Genomic DNA, 20605 nt, shown 5'->3' with positions numbered 1-20605 from the left:
GACGGCACCCTACCCGGCGGTACGGCTGCCAGAAACCCTCGGGTTTCCGGCGGTAAGCGGCGCGGTGAGGCGGCGCCTGCGCCACAGCACCAGCGGCACCGCGCCCGTCAGACCGAGCGCCCCGGGGGCCATCGCGCCGAGGCCCTGGTCGAAGGTGTCCGGGACCGGCAGCGTGTCCCAGCGGGTGGGCGGCCAGGCGATGACGATCGCGCGGCCCACGACGTTGCCCACGGGGACGAAGCCCTGGTTGCTGTCCTGCTGGTGGTAGCGGGAGTCCAGCGAGTTCTGCCGGTGGTCGCCCATGACCCAGATTTTGCCCGCGGGAACGGTGACCTTGAACTGGCCGCCCTGCTCGTCGACGCTGCACGGCGTGTTGCCGGGGTACACATACGGCTCGTTCAGCGCCCTGCCGTTGACCGTCAGCGGGCCCGTACCCTTGCACTCGATGGTGTCGCCGGCGACGCCGATGACCCGCTTGATCAGGTCCTTCTCCTCGGCGGACGGCATCAGGCCGATCCAGCTCAGCGCCGTCTGGAGGGCGTTGGGATTGCTGGTGGGCTCGCCCGCCAGCCAGTTGTCCGGGTCGTGGAAGACGACGACCTCACCGCGCGAGGGCTGGGAGCCGAACCAGGGGGTCAGCTTGTCGACGAGGACACGGTCACCCACCTGGAGGGTGTTCTGCATCGAGTCGGAGGGGATGGAGAACGCCTGGACCAGGAACGTCTTGATCAGCAGCGCGAGCACCAGCGCGATACCGACGAGGAGGGGCAGTTCCTTCCAGAAGGAGCGTTGCTTCTTGGGCGTGCCGCCCTCGTCGCCGCTCTCCGGCGTGCCGTCGTCGGGGGAGTCACTCCCGGCGCCGACGTGTTCCCGCGCGGTCGGGGCAGCCGTCTCGTCGGGCCGCTCCGGCTCTTCGGGGCCATCGTGTCCGGACCGTGCGCCGACCGCCAAATCCCCCACATCCACTCCTCACTCCGTACCGCCGCCGGCGCCCCAGTCGACGCAGGCTCACCACTCCCATAACGAGCGGGAGTTCCGCAGGGCTCGGGAGGGGGACCAATCCGTATCGATCCGCTGAGGCCACCCTATGCGACGGGCCGAGTGCAGTGGTCGACCCGCTCGGCACCGACGCGTAAGTGTCAGGCTCCTTCAGGCGCGCCCAGTGTCCCAAGGGCCAGGCGATGACCACGGCGCGGCCGACGACCGAGCCCTCGGAGACGGTGCCGTCGAACTTCTCTGTGCGGTGGTAACGCGAGTCGGCCGAGTTGGCCCGGTGGTCTCCCATGACCCACAGCCGGCCCGGCGGAACGGTCACAGAGAACGCGAAGTCCGAAGGTTTGTTCCCCGGGTGAATGTACGGCTCGTTCAGCGGGATGCCGTTGACGGTGACGCGGCCCTGTGTGTCGCAGCACTTGACGGTGTCGCCGCCGACCGCGACGACCCGCTTGATGAGGTCCTTGTCGTTGTCCGACGGCAGCAGACCGATCCAGGTGAGCCCTTCCTTGATCTGCTTGACGACGACCGGGTCGTTCTTCTTCGTCGTCTTCTCGCCCGCCAGCCAGTCGCCGGGGTCCCGGAAGACGACGACGTCACCGCGCTGCGGCTTGGAGCCGAACCAGGGGGTCAGCTTGTCGACGAGGACGCGGTCGCCGATCTGGATGGTGTTCTCCATGGAGCCCGACGGGATGACGAACGCCTGCACGAGAAAGGTCTTCAGGACCAGCGCTATGAGAACGGCGACGCCGACGAGGAGCGGTATCTCCTTGACCGCGGAGCGCCTCCGCTTGCGCTTGACCTTGCGCTGGAGCTTGCGCCGCTCGGCACGGCTGCGCCCGGTGGGGCCGGAGCCGGTGGCGCGCCGCGCGCCGGTGGGCAGGAGGTTCTGCAGGGCGGTGTCGGCCGGGTCGCCACGCCGCTTGCCGCGGTTACCCATGGGCACCGTCCGCGGGGGGTACGCGTGCGTAGGCGCCGGGGCGGGTGAGGCGCGCCCAGCGGGAGGAGGGCCAGGCGACCCAGTCGGCCCTGCCGATCACGGCACCGACGGGGATCATGCCGCCGCCCGGTGAGCCCAGGTGGTCGCGCGAGTCACTGGAGGCCCCGCGGTGGTCGCCCAGCACGAAGAGCCTGCCGTCGGGCACGACGACGTCGAAGGGGACGTCGGACGGGCTGTCCCCGGGGTACAGAAACGACGACTCGTCGACCGACCGGCCGTTCACCTCGAGCTTCCCCTCCTTGTCGCAGCAGACCACGTGGTCTCCCCCCACACCGACCACGCGCTTGACGTAGTCCGCGTCACCGAAGTACCCCGTGCCGTCGAACACGATGGTGTCTCCCCGCCGCGGCTTCGATCCGAAACGGTACGCCAACTTATTTACGAGCAGGCGGTCCCCAACCCTCAATCCGGGCTCCATCGAACCGCTGGGGATGTCGAACGGCTGCACCACGAAGGTGGTCAGAACGAGGAAGGACAGCAGACCGGCCAGCGCGGTCAGGGTGATGCGCCCGCCGGGCAGCCGGTCGACGGCCCGGGACACCAACGCGAAACGCGACCGTCCCTCCGGGGCCGCCGCGTCCGAGGTCTTCTCGGGTTCAGCGGGGCCGGAGGAGCGGTCGCGCTCCACGTGCTGTGCTTCGGTGTCCATCGGGGGCAGATGCTATCCGGCCCGGCTGTGGACCCCGCGCGGGAGAGCTCAGCCCTCGCGCTTCTCCTTGATCTTCGCCGCCTTGCCGCGCAGCTCGCGCAGGTAGTACAGCTTGGCGCGGCGCACGTCGCCCCTGGTGACGAGCTCGATCTTCTCCACGATCGGGGTGTGCACCGGGAAGGTGCGCTCGACGCCGACGGAGAAGGAGACCTTGCGGACCGTGAAGGTCTCGCGCACGCCGGAGCCCTGGCGGCGGATCACCACACCCTTGAACTGCTGCACACGGGAGCGGTTGCCCTCGATGACGCGGACGTGCACGTTGACGGTGTCACCCGGGCGGAAGGCCGGGATGTCGCTGCGCAGTGATGCGGCGTCGACGGAGTCGAGCAGGTGAGACATGTCGTCTGCTTTCTTCACCGATGCCACAGGTCATCGGCGGTACGTAGTTTTTCGGTAAGAGTTCGCCGGCCGCGTCGGGGTGGACGTCGTGTCCCCCTGTGGCAGGGGCGTGCACCGGACCGCGGACAACAGCGGCCTATTCTTCCACGTCCCGGGTCCTGCGCCAAAATCGGCCATACGGCTCGCCGTCCGGGTCGGGGGCCCAACCGAGGACAAAGAGCGTTTCGCGGTCCTTCCTGTCGAAGGCCGTGGGCTCGCAGCGCTCGATCAGGTCGGGCCGGTGGGCCGTCGTGCGCTTGAGGGCCTCGTCCCGGCGCCAGCGGGCGATCCTGCCGTGGTGGCCGCTGAGGAGCACCTCCGGGATGTCCCGGCCACGCCAGGCCGGCGGCTTGGTGTAGACGGGCCCCTCCAGGAGGTTCGCCATCGCGCCGGGCGCGAAGGAGTCGTCGCGGTGGGACTCGACGTTGCCGAGGACCCCGGGCAGCAGCCGGGCCACCGCCTCGGTGACGACGAGGACGGCCGCCTCGCCGCCGGCGAGGACGTAGTCGCCGATGGAGACCTCGTACACGGGTATCCGCGTCGCGTACTCGTCGATGACGCGGCGGTCGATGCCCTCGTAGCGGGCGGGTGTGAAGACCAGCCACGGGCGCTCGGACAGTTCGACGGCGAGCTTCTGGGTGAAGGGGCGGCCGCTGGGCGTGGGAACGACCAGGGCGGGCGCCGAGGAACCGGTCTCGTAGCCGTCGGCCAGGATGTCGTCCAGGGCCTCACCCCAGGGTTCCGTCTTCATGACCATGCCCGGGCCGCCGCCGTACGGGGTGTCGTCGACCGTGTGGTGGCGGTCGTGCGTCCAGCGGCGCAGATCGTGCACGTGCACGTTCAGCTGTCCACGCGCGCGTGCCTTGCCGACCAGGGAGACGTTCAGCGGTTCCAGGTACTCGGGGAAGATCGTGACGACGTCGAGCCGCATCACGCCTCGTCCCTGGAGGACGCGATCTCGGCGCGGTCGTCGATCAGCCCGGGCGGCGGGTCGATCACCGCGCGCTGCTCCCGCAGATCGATGTCGGTGACGATCTCCTCGACGAACGGGACGAGGACCTCACTGCCGTCGGGGCGCTCCACCACGAACAGGTCCTGCGAGGGCAGGTGGGAGATCTCGGTGATCCGGCCGACCTGGGTGCCGTCCTTGGTGACGACGTCCAGGTCGATGAGCTGGTGGTCGTAGTACTCGTCCTCACCCTCGGGCAGTGCGTCCGGGTCGACCTCGGCGATCAGCAGGGTGTTGCGCAGCGCCTCGGCGGCGTTGCGGTCGCCCACCCCCTCGAACCGCAGCAGGAGGCGGCCGCTGTGCACCCGGCCCGTCTCGATGGTCAGCGGTCCGGCCGAGGCCGGGTCGGTGGCCAGGACCGCGCCGGGCGCGAGCCTCAGCTCCGGCTCGTCGGTACGTACTTCGACGGTGACCTCGCCCTTGACGCCGTGGGCGCGGCCGATCCGTGCGACTACCAGCTGCACTGTGCTTGCTCTCCTGTCCTGCCGGGTCCTGCGTCATGCGGCCCGGTGACGACGACGGGCCGGGGACGGCCCAGTGGCCCTCCCCGGCCCGAGCCGGTGCTGCGTTGCGTTCAGCGGACGTGGTCCACGTCGACGAGGTCGACGCGGACGCCGCGGCCTCCGATGGCGCCCACGACGGTGCGCAGAGCGCGTGCGGTGCGGCCGTTGCGGCCGATCACCTTGCCGAGGTCGTCGGGGTGCACCCGGACCTCGAGCACACGCCCGCGGCGCAGGGTGCGCGAGGACACCTGCACATCGTCAGGGTTGTCGACGATGCCCTTCACGAGGTGCTCGAGAGCCTCCTCGAGCATGCTCAGGCCTCGGACACGGAGGACTCGGCTGCGGCCTCGTCCTTCTTCTCAGCCTTCTTCTTCTGGGTGATCGCCTCACCCTTGCCCTCGTCGTCACCGCCGAGGGCCTCGAACGACGGCCGCGCGCCCTTGGCCTCGGGCTGCAGCAGCGGCGCCGGGGCGGGCTCGCCCTTGAACTTCTGCCAGTCGCCGGTCTTCTTCAGGATGGCGAGAACGGGCTCGGTCGGCTGGGCGCCGACGGAGAGCCAGTACGCCACGCGCTCGGCGTCGACCTCGATGACCGACGGGTGGTACGTCGGGTGGTACTTGCCGATCTCCTCGATCGCCCGGCCGTCACGGCGCGTGCGGGAGTCGGCGACGACGATGCGGTAGTGAGGCGAACGGATCTTGCCCAGACGCTTCAGCTTGATCTTGACTGCCACGGGAGTGGGTTCTCCTGGATTTGACGTGGTTGGGCACGGCGGAGCGGCCGCGTGGGGTTGCGGTACCCGAGTGCCCGATGGACGCGTCAGCCGGAGGAGAGAGGGGTCCTGTGCGGCTGTCGAGTACAGCGAGCCATTGTGCCATACCCCGGGGGTCGCCCTGAGCCGCGAGCGCACGCGGGCACGCCTGAGGGACACCCGGCGCCGGGCTCCCCGGGCGTGGGTCACGCCGCCCGGCGCTCGCAGGGTGTCTGCGGCCCGCGATGCGGCGGACCGAGTGCGGCTGCCACGAACAGCCGCTTCTCAGCCCGCCGCCGCCCCCACGGGCTCCGGCTCGGGAATGCGGAAGGGCTTTCCGCATCCGCCGCACACGATCGGCGCCTGGGCCAGGACCGACGGAACGACGCGGACGTTGCGGCCACAGTCGCAGACCGCCTTGACGCGGACGCCGCCGCCGGAGGAACCGTGACGGGCGGCCGGGCCCCGGAACGTACGGGCCGTGTCGTCGGCTGTCGCCGCCGAGTGGGCCTTCAGCGCGCGCTGGAGCCGCTCCATCGTCGGGCGGTAGCGCCGCTTCGCCTCGGGGCTGAGCGTGACCAGGGAGAAGCCGCTGCTCGGATGCGGCTCCTCGGGATGGTCCAGACCCAGCTCCTCGGCGATCGCGAGGAATCTGCGGTTGTGATAGCGGCCGGCTCGGGAGGTGTCGCGCACCCCTCGGGCGGCCGCGATGCCATGGACTGCCTCATGGAGCAGTCGCTCGAAGGAGAGTTCGTGTCCGCAGGCGGACGACGACTCCCCGATCAGGGACTCGGGCGCGGCAAGATCCGGCAGCTCGGGGTGGTGCCGCTGAATGTCGGCCCACGCCTGCGCCAGCTCTGCGGCGAGAACAGGTGGTGTCGTGCTCACGTAATGACAACGAGCCTGGGGGCCCGTGTGTTCCTATTCCGGGGCATCCCAAATAATTTGCACGTACCCGTCAGTTGCTCCTGATGCATCCCGAGGAGGGCGCGTGCGCTGATGTGTGGAGAAGCCGCGCAGCCCGTCCCAAGGTGGTGCGTAGCGATGCGTACGCCCACCGGCTCTCCCACATGGGGTGCCCATGATCCGCTGGTGCGCAAGAGGCGTTTCGGCCGCGCTCCTCGTACCTCAGTAAGCGCGCGCCACGACAGCGACGTTACCGGGTGCGTCATCGTTGTCAGGGACCGACCCGTCCTCGGCGACCAGACATCGTACGGTCACCCCTGCTCGGCCAGCCTGGCCTCGCCGTCTGCCCCGAGCAGAGCCCACGGAACACGCGCCCAGCCGCCGGCCCCGGCCGCCTCGACGGCCTCCTCGATCGTCGACACGTCCGCCGTACGGGACTCCCGGCGCTCGCGCGACTGCGCCAGGAGCAGCGCCTGGTCCTCTTCGAGGATCCCGGGGATCAGCCGGTCGAGCGATTCCAGCGCCACCGGCTCCTTGCCCCCCGGGATACGGCGGGCCAGCATCGCGGTGCCGCTTGCCAGGTCACGGGGGCCGATCTCGATGCGGACGGGCACTCCCTTGAGCTCCCAGTCGACCGCGCGGCGGCCGAACGGGGTGTCGGTGCGGTCGTCAACATGGACGCGGATCCCGGCCGCGGTCAGCCGGTCGCCGAGTTCGCGGACCGTGGCCAGAACCGCTTCGTCGCCCTTGACCGCGAGGACCACGGCCTGGACCGGCGCGAGCCGCGGCGGGACCCGCAACCCGTTGTCATCGCCATGGGACATGATCAGGCCACCCACCATGCGCGTGGACGAGCCCCAGGAGGTCTGCCAGACGAACTCCTGTCTTCCGTCCTTCGACAGGTACTGCGTGTGGAACGCCTTGGCGAAGTTCTGGCCGAGTTCATGGCTGGTGCCCATCTGGAGCGCCTTGCCGTCGCCCATCATCCCCTCCAGGGTGAGGGTGTTGACGGCACCGGCGAAGCGCTCGCTCGCCGTCTTGCGGCCGAGGACGACATCGATGCCGAGGACGTCGGCCATGAAGTCGGCGTACACCTTCTGATGGACGTGGGCGGCATAGTCCCTGGCCTCCTCGTAGGTGGCGTGGGCGGTGTGCCCCTCCTGCCACAGGAACTCGGTCGTCCGCAGGAACAGGCGGGGGCGCATCTCCCAGCGCACCACGTTCGCCCACTGGTTGATCAGCAGCGGCAGGTCGCGGTAGCTCTGCACCCACTTGGAGAAGTACTCGTTGATGATCGTCTCGGAGGTGGGGCGGACGACGACCGGCTCCTCCAGGTCCTTGCCGCCGCCGTGGGTGACGACCGCGAGCTCGGGGGCGAAGCCCTCGACGTGCTCGGCCTCCTTGGCCAGGTACGACTGCGGGATGAACAGCGGGAAGTACGCGTTGGAGGCGCCCGCCTCCTTGATGCGGGCGTCCATCTCCCGCTGCATCCGCTCCCACAGCCCGTACCCGTACGGTCGGATGACCATGGTGCCGCGCACCGGCCCGTTGTCGGCCAGTTCGGCCTTGTTGATCAGGTCCTGGTACCAGCGCGGGAAGTCGTCCGCCCGGGGTGTGAGAACGGGTGCCTTGGCCATGGCGCGATCGTACGGGGACGCCTGCCCACGGCGTGCGCCAATTGTCACCCGGGGTGGGCAGGGGGCGCACGGACGGCTCACACGGAGTGCTCCGCACCCCCTGGACGCCACGGCGGGCGCGCAGTTTCCTGGCATACGGGCGTCATGGGAGGGGAGCGCGAGCGGACGTCACGGGGCCATGGGACCGGACACGGCGGCACGCCTTTGAGGATGGGGGCGCATTCGATGACACCTACGCTCGCGGGGCACCGCCTCCCCCCTGCGGAACCCGCTCCCGGCGCGGACCGGTGCGCACGTGCGCGAGACTGGGCCGAGATCCAGGAGCGGATGCTCGTACCGCTCTACGAGGCGGTCTACGAGCGGCTCGACGTGGGATCCGGGACGCGGCTGCTCGGGCTCGGCTGCGGTACCGGACTCGCCCTGCTCCTGGCCGCCTTGCGCGGTGCCGCGGTCACCGGAGTCGATGGCGGCGCCCCCGAGCGGCTGGCCCTCGCCCACGAGCGGCTGCTGCCCGCGGCGCCGGCGCCGCGGGCACGCGCGCGTGCCGTCGCCCGGATCGTCCACGGCGCTCCCCGGGACGCGGCACCGGCCGCCGGGGAGGCGGCCTACACCCTGCTGACCTCCTTCGAACCGATCGGGTGCACGGTCGGCGACCGCGAGGGTCTGCGGGCCCTGCTGGCCGAGGCCACGCCTCTGGCCGAGCACGGAGCGCCCGTGGTGCTCGCCGCATGGGATCCGCCGGAACGGTGCAGCACCTCGTCCGTGCTCCGCGCCGTCAGCCGGCTGGCCGACCCCGAGCACGGCCGGGGCGGTTGGCGTCCGGCCCGGCGCGACGACCTGGAGGAGGCCGCGCAGCGCTGCGGGCTCAGCCCGGACGGGTCGGGGCGGGTCGCCTGCCCCTTCGGGTACGCGGACATGGACAGCGCGGTACGGGGGATGCTGTCGACGGGACTGTTCGACGCGGCGATCGCCGCGACGGACCGGGAACAGGTCGGCAAGGAGCTGACGGAGTCGCTGCACCCGCACCGGCGGGCCGATGGAACGGTGTGGATGCCCAATGTCTTCCGGTACCTGATCGCGCGGGCCCCCTGACGGTCCGGTCGCGGGCGGGGAGGCACACGTGGGGCGCCCCTGCGGAGAGAGGCGCCCCACGCCGTGGCCGACAAACCGTCGTGGGCGTCAGCCCATGAACTTCTTGAACTCGTCCGGCAGCTCGAACTCCTGCCCGCTCTGCTGGGGCAGTCCGAAGGCGCCCCCGCTCTGGGCCGCGGCGGCGCGGCGCGCGGCGGCCTCCTGCTCCTGCTGCTTGCGCTTCATCGGGTTGCCGGAGCGCTGCTTGCCCTTGGACTTCTTGGGCTGCTTCTTGGCGCGGCCGGGACCGCCGCCCATGCCCGGGATCCCCGGCATGCCGGGCATGCCGCCGCCCTGGGCCATGCGGGACATCATCTTGCGCGCCTCGAAGAACCGCTCCACCAGGTTCTTGACCGCGCTGACCTCGACGCCGGACCCCTTGGCGATACGGGCACGGCGTGAGCCGTTGATGATCGTCGGGTCCTGGCGTTCGGTCGGGGTCATCGACTTGATGATCGCGGCCGTGCGGTCGACGTCCCGCTCGTCGAGGTTGTTGATCTGGTCCTTGATCTGCCCCATGCCCGGGAGCATGCCGAGCAGCTTGGAGATCGAGCCCATCTTCCTGACCTGCTCCATCTGGGCCAGGAAGTCATCGAGGGTGAAGTCCTGGCCCTTCTTGGAGGCCAGCTTGGAGGCCATCTTCTCGGCCTCGGCCTGGCTGAAGGTCTTCTCCGCCTGCTCGATCAGGGTGAGCAGGTCACCCATGTCGAGGATGCGGGAGGCCATCCGGTCCGGGTGGAAGGCGTCGAAGTCGTCGAGCTTCTCGCCGTTCGACGCGAACATGATCGGTTTGCCGGTGATCTGGCGGATCGACAGGGCGGCGCCACCGCGGGCGTCACCGTCGAGCTTGGAGAGGACCACGCCGTCGAAGCCGACGCCGTCACGGAACGCCTCCGCCGTGTTGACGGCGTCCTGACCGATCATGGCGTCGACGACGAACAGGATCTCGTCGGGGCCGATCGCGTCCCGGATGTCCGCGGCCTGCTGCATCATCTCCTGGTCGATGCCGAGACGGCCGGCGGTGTCCACGATCACGATGTCGTGGACCTTCGTCCTCGCGAAGTCGATGGAGTCCTTGGCGACCTTGACCGGGTCGCCCACGCCGTTGCCCGGCTCCGGAGCGTAGACCGCCACGCCGGCGCGCTCGGCGACGACGCTCAGCTGGTTGACCGCGTTGGGGCGCTGGAGGTCGGCGGCGACCAGCAGCGGCGAGTGGCCCTGTTCCTTGAGCCACCTTCCGAGCTTGCCCGCGAGGGTGGTCTTACCGGCGCCCTGCAGACCCGCGAGCATGATCACGGTCGGGGGCTGCTTGGCGAAGCGGAGACGGCGGGTCTCACCGCCGAGGATGGTGACAAGCTCGTCGTTGACGATCTTGAGGACCTGCTGGCTGGGGTTGAGAGCCTTCGAGACCTCGGTGCCGAGGCACCTCTCCTTCACGTTCTTGATGAAGGAGCGGACCACGGGCAGGGCCACATCGGCTTCGAGGAGCGCGATGCGGATCTCGCGCGCCGTGGCGTCGATGTCCGCTTCGCTCAGCCGGCCCTTCCCGCGGAGGTTTTTGAAAGTCAGGCTAAGTCGGTCGGAGAGGGTATCGAACACGGCGGCGTCGGTCCTCGGGGTCGGAGTCGTCTTGGGCTGCCCTCCAGGGTATCCGGCCCGGCAAGCGAATCGTTCCCGCCCGTCGTCTTCCAGCGGGCGGGAACGATTCGCCGTGCCGGTGGAGACCGCATCGAGTGAACGCACCGCGTGTCGGCAATGTCACGCCCGCAGCGTCTCCTCCAGCATCCGCGCCACCGAAACCGCCTCCTCCCCCGGCAGCGACGCGCCCGTGCCCGTCGTCACATAGAACGCATCGACGGCGTTCGCACCCAACGTGCTGACGTGAGCGCTGCGCACCCGTACGCCCGACTTCTCCAGCGCCCGCCCGATCCGGAACAGCAGCCCCGGCGCGTCCTGGGCCCGCACCTCGATCACCGTGGCGTGCCGCGAGGCGGCCGGCGCGACCGTCACACGCGGCGGGGGCGGCACCACGCCCCGGCGCCTGGGGTAGGCCGCGTCGCGCTCCGCCAGGCGCCCCGCGATGTCCAGGGAGCCGTCCAGGGCCCGTACGAGGTCGGCGCGCAGCCGCGCGGCCTGCGGCAGGGAACCGTACTCCGCCGCCACCCGCCAGTCGAGCAGCAGGACCGAGCCGTCGTGGACACCGTCCGGGAGGTCCAGGGTCCGCAGTTCCGCCGTGCGGACGGTGAGGCGGTGCATGGCCAGGACGCCGGCGACCGCGGGCAGCACGCCGGGCTGGTCCGGTACGGCGATGAGCAGTTCCACGCCGAGGGGTTCCGGTTCGCCGGAGGGCTCCTCGGACGGCGGCTCGGTCTGGGCGCGCAGCGCCAGGACCGGGCCGCCCGTGCGGATGGCCTCGATGGCGAGCCGTTCCTGCTCGGCGGTGGGGGAGGCGGCCTCCGGGTCGGCGGGCTCGTCGCCGGCGAGCACCGCCGAGACCCGCTTGACGAGGTCCGCCACCAGCGCGCCCCGCCAGGACGACCAGGCCGCGGGCCCGGTGGCCAGCGCGTCCGCCTCGGTCAGGGCGTGCAGCAGCTCCAGCGTGCTCGGCGAGCCGACCGTCTCGGCGACCGAGCGCACGGTGGCCGGGTCCTCCAGGTCGCGCCGGGTCGCCGTCTCGACGAGCAGCAGGTGGTGGCGTACGAGGGTGGCCAGGACGGCGGCCTCGTCGCGGTCGAAGCCGATGCGGCCCGCCACGTCCCGCGCGATGATCTCGCCCGCGACGGAGTGGTCGCCGGGCCAGCCCTTGCCGATGTCGTGCAGGAGCGCGGCGACCAGGAGGAGGTCGGGGCGGCCGACGCGGCGGGTCAGTTCCGAGGCGCGTACGGCGGTCTCGATCAGATGCCGGTCGACGGTCCAGATGTGCACCGCGTTGCGCTGCGGGCGGCAGCGCACGCGCTCCCAGTCGGGCAGCAGGCGGGTGATCAGCCCCTCGGCCTCCAGTGCCTCCCACACCTCCACGGTCGGGCGGCCGGAGCCCAGCAGGGTCACGAGCTGTTCGCGCGCCTCGGCGGGCCAGGGCGTGGGCAGGGGACGCGCGCCGGCCGCCATGCGCCGTACGGCGTGCAGGGAGAGGGGAAGGCCGGCCTGGGCGGCGGCCGCGGCGGCGCGCAAGGGGAGCACGGGGTCGCGCTCCGGGCGTGCGGCGCGGGCGAGCACCACCTCGCCGTCCTGTTCCACCACGCCCTCCGCCAGCGGGGACCGCTCCGCGACCGCCTTGCCGCCGCCCAGGATGGTGCGCAGCCGCGGTCGCGCGGCGCGCGACCGCAGCACGCGCCCGACCTCGCGCCAGGTGACATCACTGGCGTACGCGATCACGCGCGCTGCCTCGTACACCTCGCGCAGCAGTGTGTCGGCGTCCAGCAGCCCGAGCTCGGCTGCGACCTGGTCCTGCTCCTGCAGGGCCAGCCGGTCGGTGGCCCGCCCGGTGGTCAGATGCAGCGCGTCCCGTACGTCCAGGAGCCTGCGCCGGGCGTCCGCCAGTCCTTCGCGCGGGGCGTCGGCGAGCCAGGAGGCGGCGACCGCACGCAGGGCCGTGGCGTCGCGCAGCCCGCCCCGCGCCTCCTTGAGGTCCGGCTCCAGCAGGTACTGCAGTTCGCCCTGCCGCTCGGCCCGTTCGGCGCACAGGTCCCGCAGTTCGGGGAGGCGTTTCGGCGCCTGGTTGCGCCAGTCGGCCAGGACGGTCGTGCGGAGGGCCGCGGTCATCCCGAGGTCACCGGCCAGATGCCGGGCGTCCAGCAGGCCGAGCTGCACCTTCAGGTCCTCGCCGGCCGTCTTGCGGGCCTCCGCCGGGGTGCGGACGGAGTGGTCGAGGGCGAGACCGAGGTCCCAGACGGGGTACCAGAGGCGGTCGGCGAGGGCGGCGACCGCCCTGGGGTCGCTGCCGTCGTGCAGCAGGAGCAGATCGAGGTCGCTGCGCGGGGACAGCTCGCCGCGGCCGTACCCGCCGACCGCGACCAGACAGACGCCGTGCAGTCCCTCGGCACCCGCGGTGAACAGGTCCGCGAGCCAGCCGTCCGTCAGTTCCGCGAGGGCCGCGCGGCGCGGCGGCCCGGACCGCGCCCCCTCCTGGAGGAGGCGCAGCCGGGCCGCCGCGTAGCCGCTGGGTCCCGAGTCCTCTGCTTCCGTACGTGCGTGCGTACTCGTCACCCGGCGACTCCTTGTTCCTTGTGGTGCCCTACAGCGCGTCGGGGCCGCGCTCACCGGTCCGGACCCGGACGACCGTCTCGACCGGGAGGGACCAGACCTTGCCGTCTCCGATCTTGCCGGTACGGGCCGCCTTGACGATGACGTCGATGAGCTGTTCGGCGTCGTCGTCCTCGGCCAGCACCTCGATGCGGATCTTGGGGACGAGGTCCACGGTGTACTCGGCGCCGCGGTAGACCTCGGTGTGTCCCCTCTGCCGACCGTAACCGCTCGCCTCGGTGACCGTCAGTCCGTGTACCCCGAAGGCCTGGAGGGCCTCCTTGATCTCGTCGAGCCGGTGGGGCTTCACAACGGCGGTGATGAGCTTCATGCGTCCACCTTCTTGGTCTCCGTGGCGGCCAGGGCCGACGCGGCGCTTCCGACGACGCCGCCGCCCACGCCGCTGAAGTCGTATGCGGTCTCGGCGTGCTCGGCCTGGTCGATACCGGAGACCTCCTCGTCCTCCGAGACCCGCATCCCGATCGTCTTGTCGAGGATGAAGGCGAGGATCGCGGAGGCGACCAGCGAGTAGGCGAGGACCGCGAAGACACCGGCGCACTGCTTCCAGAACTGGTCCATGCCGCCGCCGTAGAAGAGGCCCTTGACATCGGACTGGCCCTTGCCGCTGGCGAAGAAGCCGATCAGCAGCGAGCCGACCACACCGCCGACCATGTGGACACCGACGACGTCGAGGGAGTCGTCGTAGCCGAACTTGTACTTCAGGCCGACGGCCATGGCGCACAGGACACCGGCGATGGCGCCGACGGCGATCGCGCCGAGCGGGGAGACCGCGCCGCCGGACGGGGTGATGGCGACCAGGCCGGCGACGGCACCGGACGCGGCGCCCAGCGTGGTGAACGCGCCGTGGCGGATCTTCTCGTAGGCGAGCCAGGCGAGCATGGCGGCCGCGGTGGCGATCTGCGTGTTGACGAACATCAGCGAGCCGACGCCGTCGTCGTTGCCGAGCCACGATCCGGCGTTGAAGCCGAACCAGCCGAACCACAGGAGACCGGCGCCGAGCATGACCAGCGGGAGGCTGTGCGGACGCATCGGGTCCTTCTTGAAGCCGACGCGCTTGCCGATGACGAGGATCACGCCGAGCGCCGCCGCACCCGCGTTGATGTGGACCGCCGTACCGCCGGCGAAGTCGATCACACCCAGCTCGAAGGCCCAGCCGCCGGCGCCCCAGACCCAGTGGGCGACCGGGAAGTACACGACCGTGACCCACAGCACCAGGAAGAGCGACCAGGCCGTGAACTTCACCCGGTCGGCCAGCGCGCCGCTTATCAGGGCGGGCGTGATGATGGCGAACATCAGCTGGAAGACGGCGAAGACGAAGACCGGGATGGTGTAGCCGTCCCAGAGGTCCGTCGTCCCGATGCCGCCGAAGCCCACGAAGTCGGAGGTCCACCCGACGATCGAACCCTTGTCGGTGCCGAAGGCCATGGAGAAGCCGTAGAGCACCCACAGGATGGTGACGATGCCCAGGCTGATGAAGCTCATCATCAGCATGTTCAGGGTGCTCTTGACGCGGACCATGCCTCCGTAGAAGAAGGCCAGGCCCGGGGTCATGAGCATCACCAGGGCGGAACAGATCAGCATGAAGCCTGTGTTGGCGGACGACAACTTGGGTGCGTCCGCCGCAAGCATGATGGCTGGTGCCATCGGCATCTCCTCGTCGGTTGGTACGGCCCCGTGCGGGCGAAGCCTGAGCGGTCCGGTGTCATGAGGGGTGGGCCGGTTATGCGCCATGAGATTGGCGCAGCGCGGTTTCGGTCGACCGCCCTCGATGTTTCGCCGCAGTGACGAAGGCGCCGGGCGTGTTACGCATTGATGAACTGCCGGATGGCGGCCGCGCCGATCGTTATCGTGACGCAACCTCTCATGAACGGCATGGCCAAATGCCCCCGATGGATCACCCGCGATGTCCGGCCGCACCCCCGGCGCCGGCGCTCCGCGGGGCGCGGCAGACGGATCCGGCCGCGGCGGCCATCCGATGACCTGGCATGGGGGAGCCGAGTCGGGCAGTTCGGGACGGCCGCCGCGGCCGGGGTCGTTGGGGCCCTTGGGGTCCGGCGGGCGGGGGAGGGGTCAGACCGCCTCGGCGGTCTCCGGCAGCCGGGCGGCGAGGTGATCGCTCAATTCGACGATCTGGGAAAGATCACCGAAATCGCGTACGGCCGTGTCGACGGTTTTTCGAATACGAGTGTTGACGCGCTCGGAGCGCACTTTTCCGGCGATGTCCATGGCCTTCTTGGCCACCACCGCGCTCTGCTCGGGTTCGCGCTGGAGAAGGTGCACGGTGGCCATGCCGATGAGGTTGAGGGCGTACGACCGCTGGTGCTCGGCGTCCGCCTCGAAGAGGTCGACGGCCTTCTGCATCAGGGGCTCGGCCAGGCAGGCGTAGGTGGGGCTGCGGCCCGCCACATAGGCGAGGTCGCGGTAGGAGTGGGAGTTCTCCGCGTACAGCTCGGCCTCGGAGAAGAAACGGATCCAGTCGGGCTCGGGCTCCTCGAACTCCAGCGCGTCGGCGAAGGTGTCCTCGGCCATCCGGACGGCACGCTTGCACTTGCCGGGCTGGCCCATGTTGGCGTAGGCGCGCGCCTCCATCGCATACAGCATCGCCTGGGTGCGCGGGCTCGCGCAGTCCCGGCTGCCGTACTGGGCGAGGTGGATGAGTTCCAGGGCGTCCTCGGGCCGGCCGAGGTGGATCATCTGGCGGCTCATGCTGGAAAGGATGTACGACCCCAGCTGTTTGTCCCCCGCTTCCTTGGCGGCGTGCAGCGCGAGGACGAAGTACTTCTGCGCGGTGGGCTGCAGCCCGACGTCGTAGCTCATCCAGCCGGCCAGCTCGGCAAGCTCGGCGGCGACCTTGAAGAGGCGCCTGGCGGTGGCCTCGGGCTGGGACTCCTGGAGGAGGTCGGTGACCTCGTGCAGCTGGCCGACGACCGCCTTGCGGCGCAGTCCGCCGCCGCACTGCGCGTCCCACTGCCGGAACATCACGATGGTGGTCTCGAGGAGGTCCAGCTCGGGCTTGGAGAGCCGGCCGCGGGCACGCCCGGACGACACGGGCCGCGCATCGTCGCCCGGGGCCGCGGGGGCCGGCACCAGCCAGCGCTGCAGGGGCTCGATGAGGGACGGGCCCGCGGACAGGACCAGCGAGGTCCCGAGGAAGCCGCGCCGCGCCAGCATCAGGTCGCTGCGCGAGAACTCGCTGATCAGCGCCACCGTCTGCGGGCCCGTCCAGGGCAGGTCGATGCCGGACACGGAGGGTGACTGGTGGGCGGTGCGCAGCCCGAGGTCCTCGACCGCCACCACGCACCCGAAGCGCTCCGAGAACAGCTCCGACAGGATCCGCGGGATCGGCTCGCGCGGGTTCTCCCCGTCGAGCCAGCGGCGCACGCGGGAGGTGTCCGTGGAGATGTGGTTGGCCCCCAACTGGCGTGCCCTGCGGTTCACTTGACGTGCCAGCTCGCCCTTCGACCAGCCGCTGCGCACAAACCAGGAGCCGAGAAGCTCGTTGGGGCGCTTGTCAGCGTTCGCACCACTCTCGCCGTTGCCGCCCACTGGAACGCCCCCATCCCTGAAACCACTTGTGCGCTTGCCTGCGCCAAGCACTACCAGCTTGCCGGTGGATACGGTCCCGCGTCCGGCACTTCTCACCCGCCGGACGGGAACCCGACTTGCCTCCGGCATACCTACGCGTGCACGCGTCCCCAGGAACCGTGCACTCAATGTAGTCTCACGATCACCCGCCCAACCATGGCGGTTCAAGAATCGCCACCATTCGCCACCCCTTCGAATGAACCCACACGCGCCTCCGCACGATTCACTTGACACATGCCGGACGGAAGCGGGTGGAGCGGTGCACTCACCGGCGCGCGCCACCGGCCGCACCACCCCGGGCACAACGGGGCACTGCCCGAACCCCGCGGAACGACCGACGGGAAGGAAACACAGAGTCACTCTCCGCTTCCACCCCGTAACCACCGGCTCGCTGGAACCGTTGGAGGGGGCATGGGCTTCACGATCGGCGGCACGCGGGGGATCCGCGAGATCCGGCCCGGCGCTCGACGCCGGGGCCGCTCGCCGGAGTGCACCGCCGTGGCCGAGTACACGGGCCTGTGGGGCTGGGACGTGGTGCCCGGCGCACGGGCGGCCGCGGGAGTGTGCTCGTGCGGCAGGGCGGACTGCGTCGCACCCGGCGCTCATCCGCTGGACTTCGCTCCCGTGGTGCGCGCCGGAACCACCCTCGATGAAGCGGCCGAGACCTGGGCGGAGGTGCCGGGCGCCACGGTCATGCTGCCGGTCGGCCGCGGCTTCGACGTGATCGAGGTCGCCGAGGCGGCGGGACGGCGCGCACTGGTCCGGCTGGAGCGCATGGGCGTCCCCCTCGGCCCGGTGACGGCGACCCCGGACCGCCGCGCCCACTTCTTCGTCGCCCCGGGGTCCGCGGCGCAGCTCCCCGAGCTGCTGTACCGCATGGCGTGGGACGACGCGGCCCTCGACCTGCACGCCCTGGGCCCCGGCGCCTGCATCACGGCCCCGCCCTCGGACCGCGGCGGCCTCGGCCCGGTCCGCTGGCTGCGCTCCCCCGACCTCGACTCGGCGACGAACCCGCCGGCCGCCCGTCTGCTGATCGGCACGCTGGCGTACGCGGCCCACCGCTCACGGGTGTGAGGGCGGCGACGGCTAAGGGCCCCTCCCATCCGCTGGACCGGATGGCGGGGCCCTTCTCCGGGTACGCCGCCCGCGACGCCGTGCGCCCCGGGCGTGCCGTCAGTCTCCGATAAGCGCATCCACGAACGCTTCCGGCTCGAAGGGAGCCAGGTCGTCGGCGCCCTCGCCGAGACCCACAAGCTTCACCGGCACGCCCAGCTCACGCTGGACCGCCACGACGATGCCGCCCTTGGCGGTGCCGTCCAGCTTCGTCAGCACGATGCCGGTGATGTCCACGACCTCGGCGAAGACACGGGCCTGGACGAGACCGTTCTGCCCGGTCGTGGCGTCGAGCACGAGCAGCACCTCGTCCAGCGGGGCGTGCTTCTCCACGACGCGCTTGACCTTGCCCAGCTCGTCCATGAGACCGGTCTTGGTGTGCAGACGGCCCGCGGTGTCGATGAGCACGACGTCGTAGCCCATCTCCTTGCCTTCCTTGACCGCGTCGAAGGCGACGGAGGCGGGGTCGCCGCCCTCCGGCCCCCGCACGGTGTAGGCGCCGACCCGCTCGCCCCAGGTCTGCAGCTGGTCGGCGGCGGCGGCACGGAAGGTGTCGGCGGCGCCCAGCACGACGGTGCGGCCGTCGGCCACCAGGACCCGGGCGAGCTTGCCGGTGGTGGTGGTCTTGCCGGTGCCGTTCACGCCGACGACCATCACGATGCCGGGCTTGCGTGCCTCGGGCTCCGTGCGCAGGGTGCGGTCCATGCCGGTGCCGACCAGGGTGAGCAGTTCCTCGCGCAGCAGTCCGCGCAGCTCCGCGGGCGTCCGGGTGCCGAGCACCTTCACGCGCTCACGCAGCCGCTCCACCAGTTCCTGGGTGGGCTGCACACCGACATCGGCGGTGAGCAGCGTGTCCTCGACCTCCTCCCAGGTCTCGTCGTCGAGGTGCTCGCGGGACAGGAGTGTGAGCAGTCCCTTGCCGAGTGCGTTCTGCGAGCGCGACAGCCGGGCGCGCAGGCGGACCAGCCGGCCGGCGGTGGGCTCGGGGATCTCGATCGGGGGCGCTTCGACGACGGGCGGCTCCTCGACGGCGACGGGAGCCGAGCCCTCCGGCAGGCCCACCTCCTCGATCGTCCGGCGCTCCTCGTCGCGCGGCGCCTCGGCCTCCTCGCCGACATGCGGCTCGGCGGGAGGGGCGGTGATGTCGGGCGGCGTGGGGGGTGCCGGGGGCAGCGGCTTCTTCCGGCGGCTGCCGACCAGGAGCCCGCCGAGCACGCCGAGCACGACCACGGCGATGACTACAGCAAGGATGACGGTTTCCATAACGGGTCCAGTATGCGCGACCGGGCACCGGGCCGTTCGGCGGCGGCTCCGGGGCGCGCAACCCCTGGTTGTCTGATGACCCGTCAGCTAACGTCGCCCTGCAGACCCGCCCGGCGACGGTGAAAGGGGCTCCCCATGCCCGTGACGGTCGTACGTTTCAACCTCGTCGAGCCCGGCGCCACACCCGCCTCGCTCGGCGCCCGCTACCGGACCGCGGTGGAGATGGCGGCCTACGCCGACGACCGCGGGATCACCACCGTGCAGACGGAGGAGCACCACGGGGTGGCGAACAACTGGCTGCCGTCGCCGTTCGCCTTCGCCGGGGCGGTCTTCGGCGCGACGCAGGGAAGTACCGCGACGCACGGCGCCTCGTCGAGCGGTGGTGGCCGGGAGACGGGCGGGCGGATCGTGGTGACCGTCTCTGCGGCCATCGGCCCGCTGCACGACCCGCTGCGGCTGGCCGAGGACATCGCCGTGCTGGATCTGCTCAGCGGCGGCCGGCTGGTCACGGTCGCGGGCATCGGCTACCGGCCCGAGGAGTACGCGCACTTCGGCGTCGACTGGAGCCGGCGCGGCAGGCTCCAGGACGAGCTCCTGGAGACCCTGCTCATGGCGTGGACCGGCGAGGAGTTCCGCTACCGCGGCCGTACCGTGCGCGTCACCCCGCGCCCCTGCACCCGGCCGCACCCGCTGCTGCTGGTCGGCGGCTCCTCGAAGGCGGCGGCCCGCCGGGCCGCCCGCCTCGGCCTGCCCTTCTTCCCGAGTGCGCACCTGCCGGAGCTGGAGGCGTACTACAAGGAACGGCTCGCCGAGTACGGCACCGAGGGCTGGACGATGATGCCCCCGGCCGAGACCTCGCTGCTGCACGTCGCCGAGGACCCGGACCGGGCGTGGGCGCACTACGGCGAGCACTTCCTGCACGAGGCGCGCACCTACGCGTCCTGGCAGCCGGACGGCATCCGGTCCGCTGTGAGGTCGGCGGCCACGACGGTGGACGAACTGCGCACGGAGGGCGTCTACCGGATCCTGACGCCCGACGACTGCGCGGCCCTGGGCCTGGACGACTATGTGCTGCACCCGCTGGCCGGCGGGATGCCGCTCGACGAGGGCTGGCGCAGCCTGCACCTGTTCGCCGAGCGGGTGCTGCCCCGGCTCGACGGCTGATCCTCCCGGGCCCCGGGCTGTCGGTGTCCGTCAGGGCAGGTGCGACGGCCCGGCGCCTGCGGCCGACGCGGTCTACGAAGACCATCGCGATCACCGTGCCGACGATGCCGAAGATGATCCGGTACCCACTGATGTCGATATCGAGGCAGCGAACGATTGAAGTGCTCTCCCGGCTTCAGCTTCAGCCGGTGAGATCCCCA

At 71.1% G+C, this 20605-nt stretch carries 18 protein-coding genes and 1 pseudogene; 3 read left to right on the top strand and 16 right to left on the bottom strand.

All coding sequences use genetic code 11. The annotated features are described in order from the left end of the window. Positions 1 to 9 precede the first annotated feature (9 nt). From lepB (ACFSL4_RS09185) to proS, 10 genes and pseudogenes are all read right to left on the bottom strand, one after another. The gene (gene lepB / locus ACFSL4_RS09185) at positions 10 to 960 is read right to left on the bottom strand and encodes a signal peptidase I (protein ID WP_381080440.1); all 951 of its coding nucleotides are present in this window, start codon (positions 958 to 960) and stop codon (positions 10 to 12) included. After that, the gene (lepB, locus tag ACFSL4_RS09180) at positions 848 to 1933 is read right to left on the bottom strand and encodes a signal peptidase I (RefSeq protein ID WP_381080438.1); all 1086 of its coding nucleotides are present in this window, start codon (positions 1931 to 1933) and stop codon (positions 848 to 850) included. Before lepB (ACFSL4_RS09180) ends, lepB (ACFSL4_RS09185) begins: the two co-directional genes overlap by 113 nt. After that, entirely contained in the window at positions 1926 to 2642 is a 717-nt protein-coding gene (lepB, locus tag ACFSL4_RS09175) for a signal peptidase I (protein WP_381080436.1), read from the bottom strand. Before lepB (ACFSL4_RS09175) ends, lepB (ACFSL4_RS09180) begins: the two co-directional genes overlap by 8 nt. 48 nt (positions 2643 to 2690) lie before the next feature. After that, positions 2691 to 3041 (bottom strand): 50S ribosomal protein L19, encoded by a 351-nt coding sequence (rplS, locus tag ACFSL4_RS09170; RefSeq protein ID WP_381080434.1) that lies wholly within the window; start codon positions 3039 to 3041, stop codon positions 2691 to 2693. 136 nt (positions 3042 to 3177) lie between these two features. Beyond that, complete coding sequence (trmD, locus tag ACFSL4_RS09165; RefSeq protein ID WP_381080432.1) at positions 3178 to 4011, bottom strand: tRNA (guanosine(37)-N1)-methyltransferase TrmD; 834 nt, start codon at positions 4009 to 4011, stop codon at positions 3178 to 3180. Further along, positions 4011 to 4553, bottom strand: a complete 543-nt coding sequence (gene rimM, locus ACFSL4_RS09160; protein ID WP_381080429.1) for a ribosome maturation factor RimM — start codon at positions 4551 to 4553, stop codon at positions 4011 to 4013. Before rimM ends, trmD begins: the two co-directional genes overlap by 1 nt. 110 nt (positions 4554 to 4663) lie before the next feature. Next, positions 4664 to 4903 (bottom strand): RNA-binding protein, encoded by a 240-nt coding sequence (locus tag ACFSL4_RS09155; RefSeq protein ID WP_381080427.1) that lies wholly within the window; start codon positions 4901 to 4903, stop codon positions 4664 to 4666. 2 nt (positions 4904 to 4905) lie between these two features. Continuing rightward, on the bottom strand, positions 4906 to 5325 hold the full coding sequence (rpsP, locus tag ACFSL4_RS09150) for a 30S ribosomal protein S16 (protein ID WP_381080425.1): 420 nt from the start codon (positions 5323 to 5325) through the stop codon (positions 4906 to 4908). Between the two features lie 303 nt (positions 5326 to 5628). Continuing rightward, on the bottom strand, positions 5629 to 6231 hold the full coding sequence (locus ACFSL4_RS09145; RefSeq protein ID WP_381080423.1) for a hypothetical protein: 603 nt from the start codon (positions 6229 to 6231) through the stop codon (positions 5629 to 5631). Positions 6232 to 6471: 240 nt separating this feature from the next. Next, positions 6472 to 7886, bottom strand: a pseudogene (proS, locus tag ACFSL4_RS09140) (proline--tRNA ligase). A gap of 225 nt (positions 7887 to 8111) precedes the next feature. On the opposite strand from proS, the gene ACFSL4_RS09135 reads away from it, so the two are divergent. Next, positions 8112 to 8978: an SAM-dependent methyltransferase gene (locus ACFSL4_RS09135; RefSeq protein ID WP_381080421.1), complete on the top strand. Its 867-nt coding sequence runs from the start codon at positions 8112 to 8114 to the stop codon at positions 8976 to 8978. An 87-nt stretch (positions 8979 to 9065) separates the two neighbouring features. Here ACFSL4_RS09135 and ffh read toward each other — a convergent pair whose 3' ends face one another. From ffh to nsdA, 5 genes are all read right to left on the bottom strand, one after another. Further along, on the bottom strand, positions 9066 to 10616 hold the full coding sequence (gene ffh, locus ACFSL4_RS09130) for a signal recognition particle protein (RefSeq protein WP_381080419.1): 1551 nt from the start codon (positions 10614 to 10616) through the stop codon (positions 9066 to 9068). 159 nt (positions 10617 to 10775) lie between these two features. Continuing rightward, complete coding sequence (locus ACFSL4_RS09125) at positions 10776 to 13223, bottom strand: [protein-PII] uridylyltransferase (protein WP_381080417.1); 2448 nt, start codon at positions 13221 to 13223, stop codon at positions 10776 to 10778. A 28-nt stretch (positions 13224 to 13251) separates the two neighbouring features. Then, the gene (locus ACFSL4_RS09120; protein ID WP_381080415.1) at positions 13252 to 13590 is read right to left on the bottom strand and encodes a P-II family nitrogen regulator; all 339 of its coding nucleotides are present in this window, start codon (positions 13588 to 13590) and stop codon (positions 13252 to 13254) included. Continuing rightward, the gene (locus ACFSL4_RS09115; protein WP_381080413.1) at positions 13587 to 14924 is read right to left on the bottom strand and encodes an ammonium transporter; all 1338 of its coding nucleotides are present in this window, start codon (positions 14922 to 14924) and stop codon (positions 13587 to 13589) included. Before ACFSL4_RS09115 ends, ACFSL4_RS09120 begins: the two co-directional genes overlap by 4 nt. 426 nt (positions 14925 to 15350) lie before the next feature. Continuing rightward, complete coding sequence (gene nsdA, locus ACFSL4_RS09110) at positions 15351 to 16826, bottom strand: transcriptional repressor NsdA (protein WP_381080411.1); 1476 nt, start codon at positions 16824 to 16826, stop codon at positions 15351 to 15353. 450 nt (positions 16827 to 17276) lie between these two features. On the opposite strand from nsdA, the gene ACFSL4_RS09105 reads away from it, so the two are divergent. After that, positions 17277 to 17939, top strand: coding sequence for a bifunctional DNA primase/polymerase (locus tag ACFSL4_RS09105; RefSeq protein ID WP_381080409.1), 663 nt, complete (start codon positions 17277 to 17279; stop codon positions 17937 to 17939). A 99-nt stretch (positions 17940 to 18038) separates the two neighbouring features. On the opposite strand, the gene ftsY is transcribed toward ACFSL4_RS09105, so the two are convergent. Then, positions 18039 to 19241, bottom strand: coding sequence for a signal recognition particle-docking protein FtsY (gene ftsY, locus ACFSL4_RS09100; protein WP_381080407.1), 1203 nt, complete (start codon positions 19239 to 19241; stop codon positions 18039 to 18041). Between the two features lie 135 nt (positions 19242 to 19376). On the opposite strand from ftsY, the gene ACFSL4_RS09095 reads away from it, so the two are divergent. Next, a complete protein-coding gene (locus tag ACFSL4_RS09095; RefSeq protein WP_381080405.1) occupies positions 19377 to 20405 on the top strand; it encodes an LLM class flavin-dependent oxidoreductase in 1029 nt (342 codons plus the stop codon). Positions 20406 to 20605: the final 200 nt, after the last annotated feature.

Source organism: Streptomyces caeni, from assembly GCF_042678285.1.
Taxonomy (GTDB): Bacteria; Actinomycetota; Actinomycetes; order Streptomycetales; family Streptomycetaceae; genus Streptomyces; species Streptomyces caeni.
This window is presented reverse-complemented; position numbering and strand designations above follow the sequence as displayed.

Coding starts and splice junctions, on each gene's coding strand:
- lepB (WP_381080438.1), bottom strand. CDS start 1,933: ATGGGTAACCGCGGCAAGCGGCGTGGCGACCCGGCCGACACCGCCCTG.
- lepB (WP_381080436.1), bottom strand. CDS start 2,642: ATGGACACCGAAGCACAGCACGTGGAGCGCGACCGCTCCTCCGGCCCC.
- rplS (WP_381080434.1), bottom strand. CDS start 3,041: ATGTCTCACCTGCTCGACTCCGTCGACGCCGCATCACTGCGCAGCGAC.
- trmD (WP_381080432.1), bottom strand. CDS start 4,011: ATGCGGCTCGACGTCGTCACGATCTTCCCCGAGTACCTGGAACCGCTG.
- ACFSL4_RS09155 (WP_381080427.1), bottom strand. CDS start 4,903: ATGCTCGAGGAGGCTCTCGAGCACCTCGTGAAGGGCATCGTCGACAAC.
- ACFSL4_RS09135 (WP_381080421.1), top strand. CDS start 8,112: ATGACACCTACGCTCGCGGGGCACCGCCTCCCCCCTGCGGAACCCGCT.
- ACFSL4_RS09120 (WP_381080415.1), bottom strand. CDS start 13,590: ATGAAGCTCATCACCGCCGTTGTGAAGCCCCACCGGCTCGACGAGATC.
- ACFSL4_RS09115 (WP_381080413.1), bottom strand. CDS start 14,924: ATGGCACCAGCCATCATGCTTGCGGCGGACGCACCCAAGTTGTCGTCC.
- ACFSL4_RS09105 (WP_381080409.1), top strand. CDS start 17,277: ATGGGCTTCACGATCGGCGGCACGCGGGGGATCCGCGAGATCCGGCCC.
- ftsY (WP_381080407.1), bottom strand. CDS start 19,241: ATGGAAACCGTCATCCTTGCTGTAGTCATCGCCGTGGTCGTGCTCGGC.
- ACFSL4_RS09095 (WP_381080405.1), top strand. CDS start 19,377: ATGCCCGTGACGGTCGTACGTTTCAACCTCGTCGAGCCCGGCGCCACA.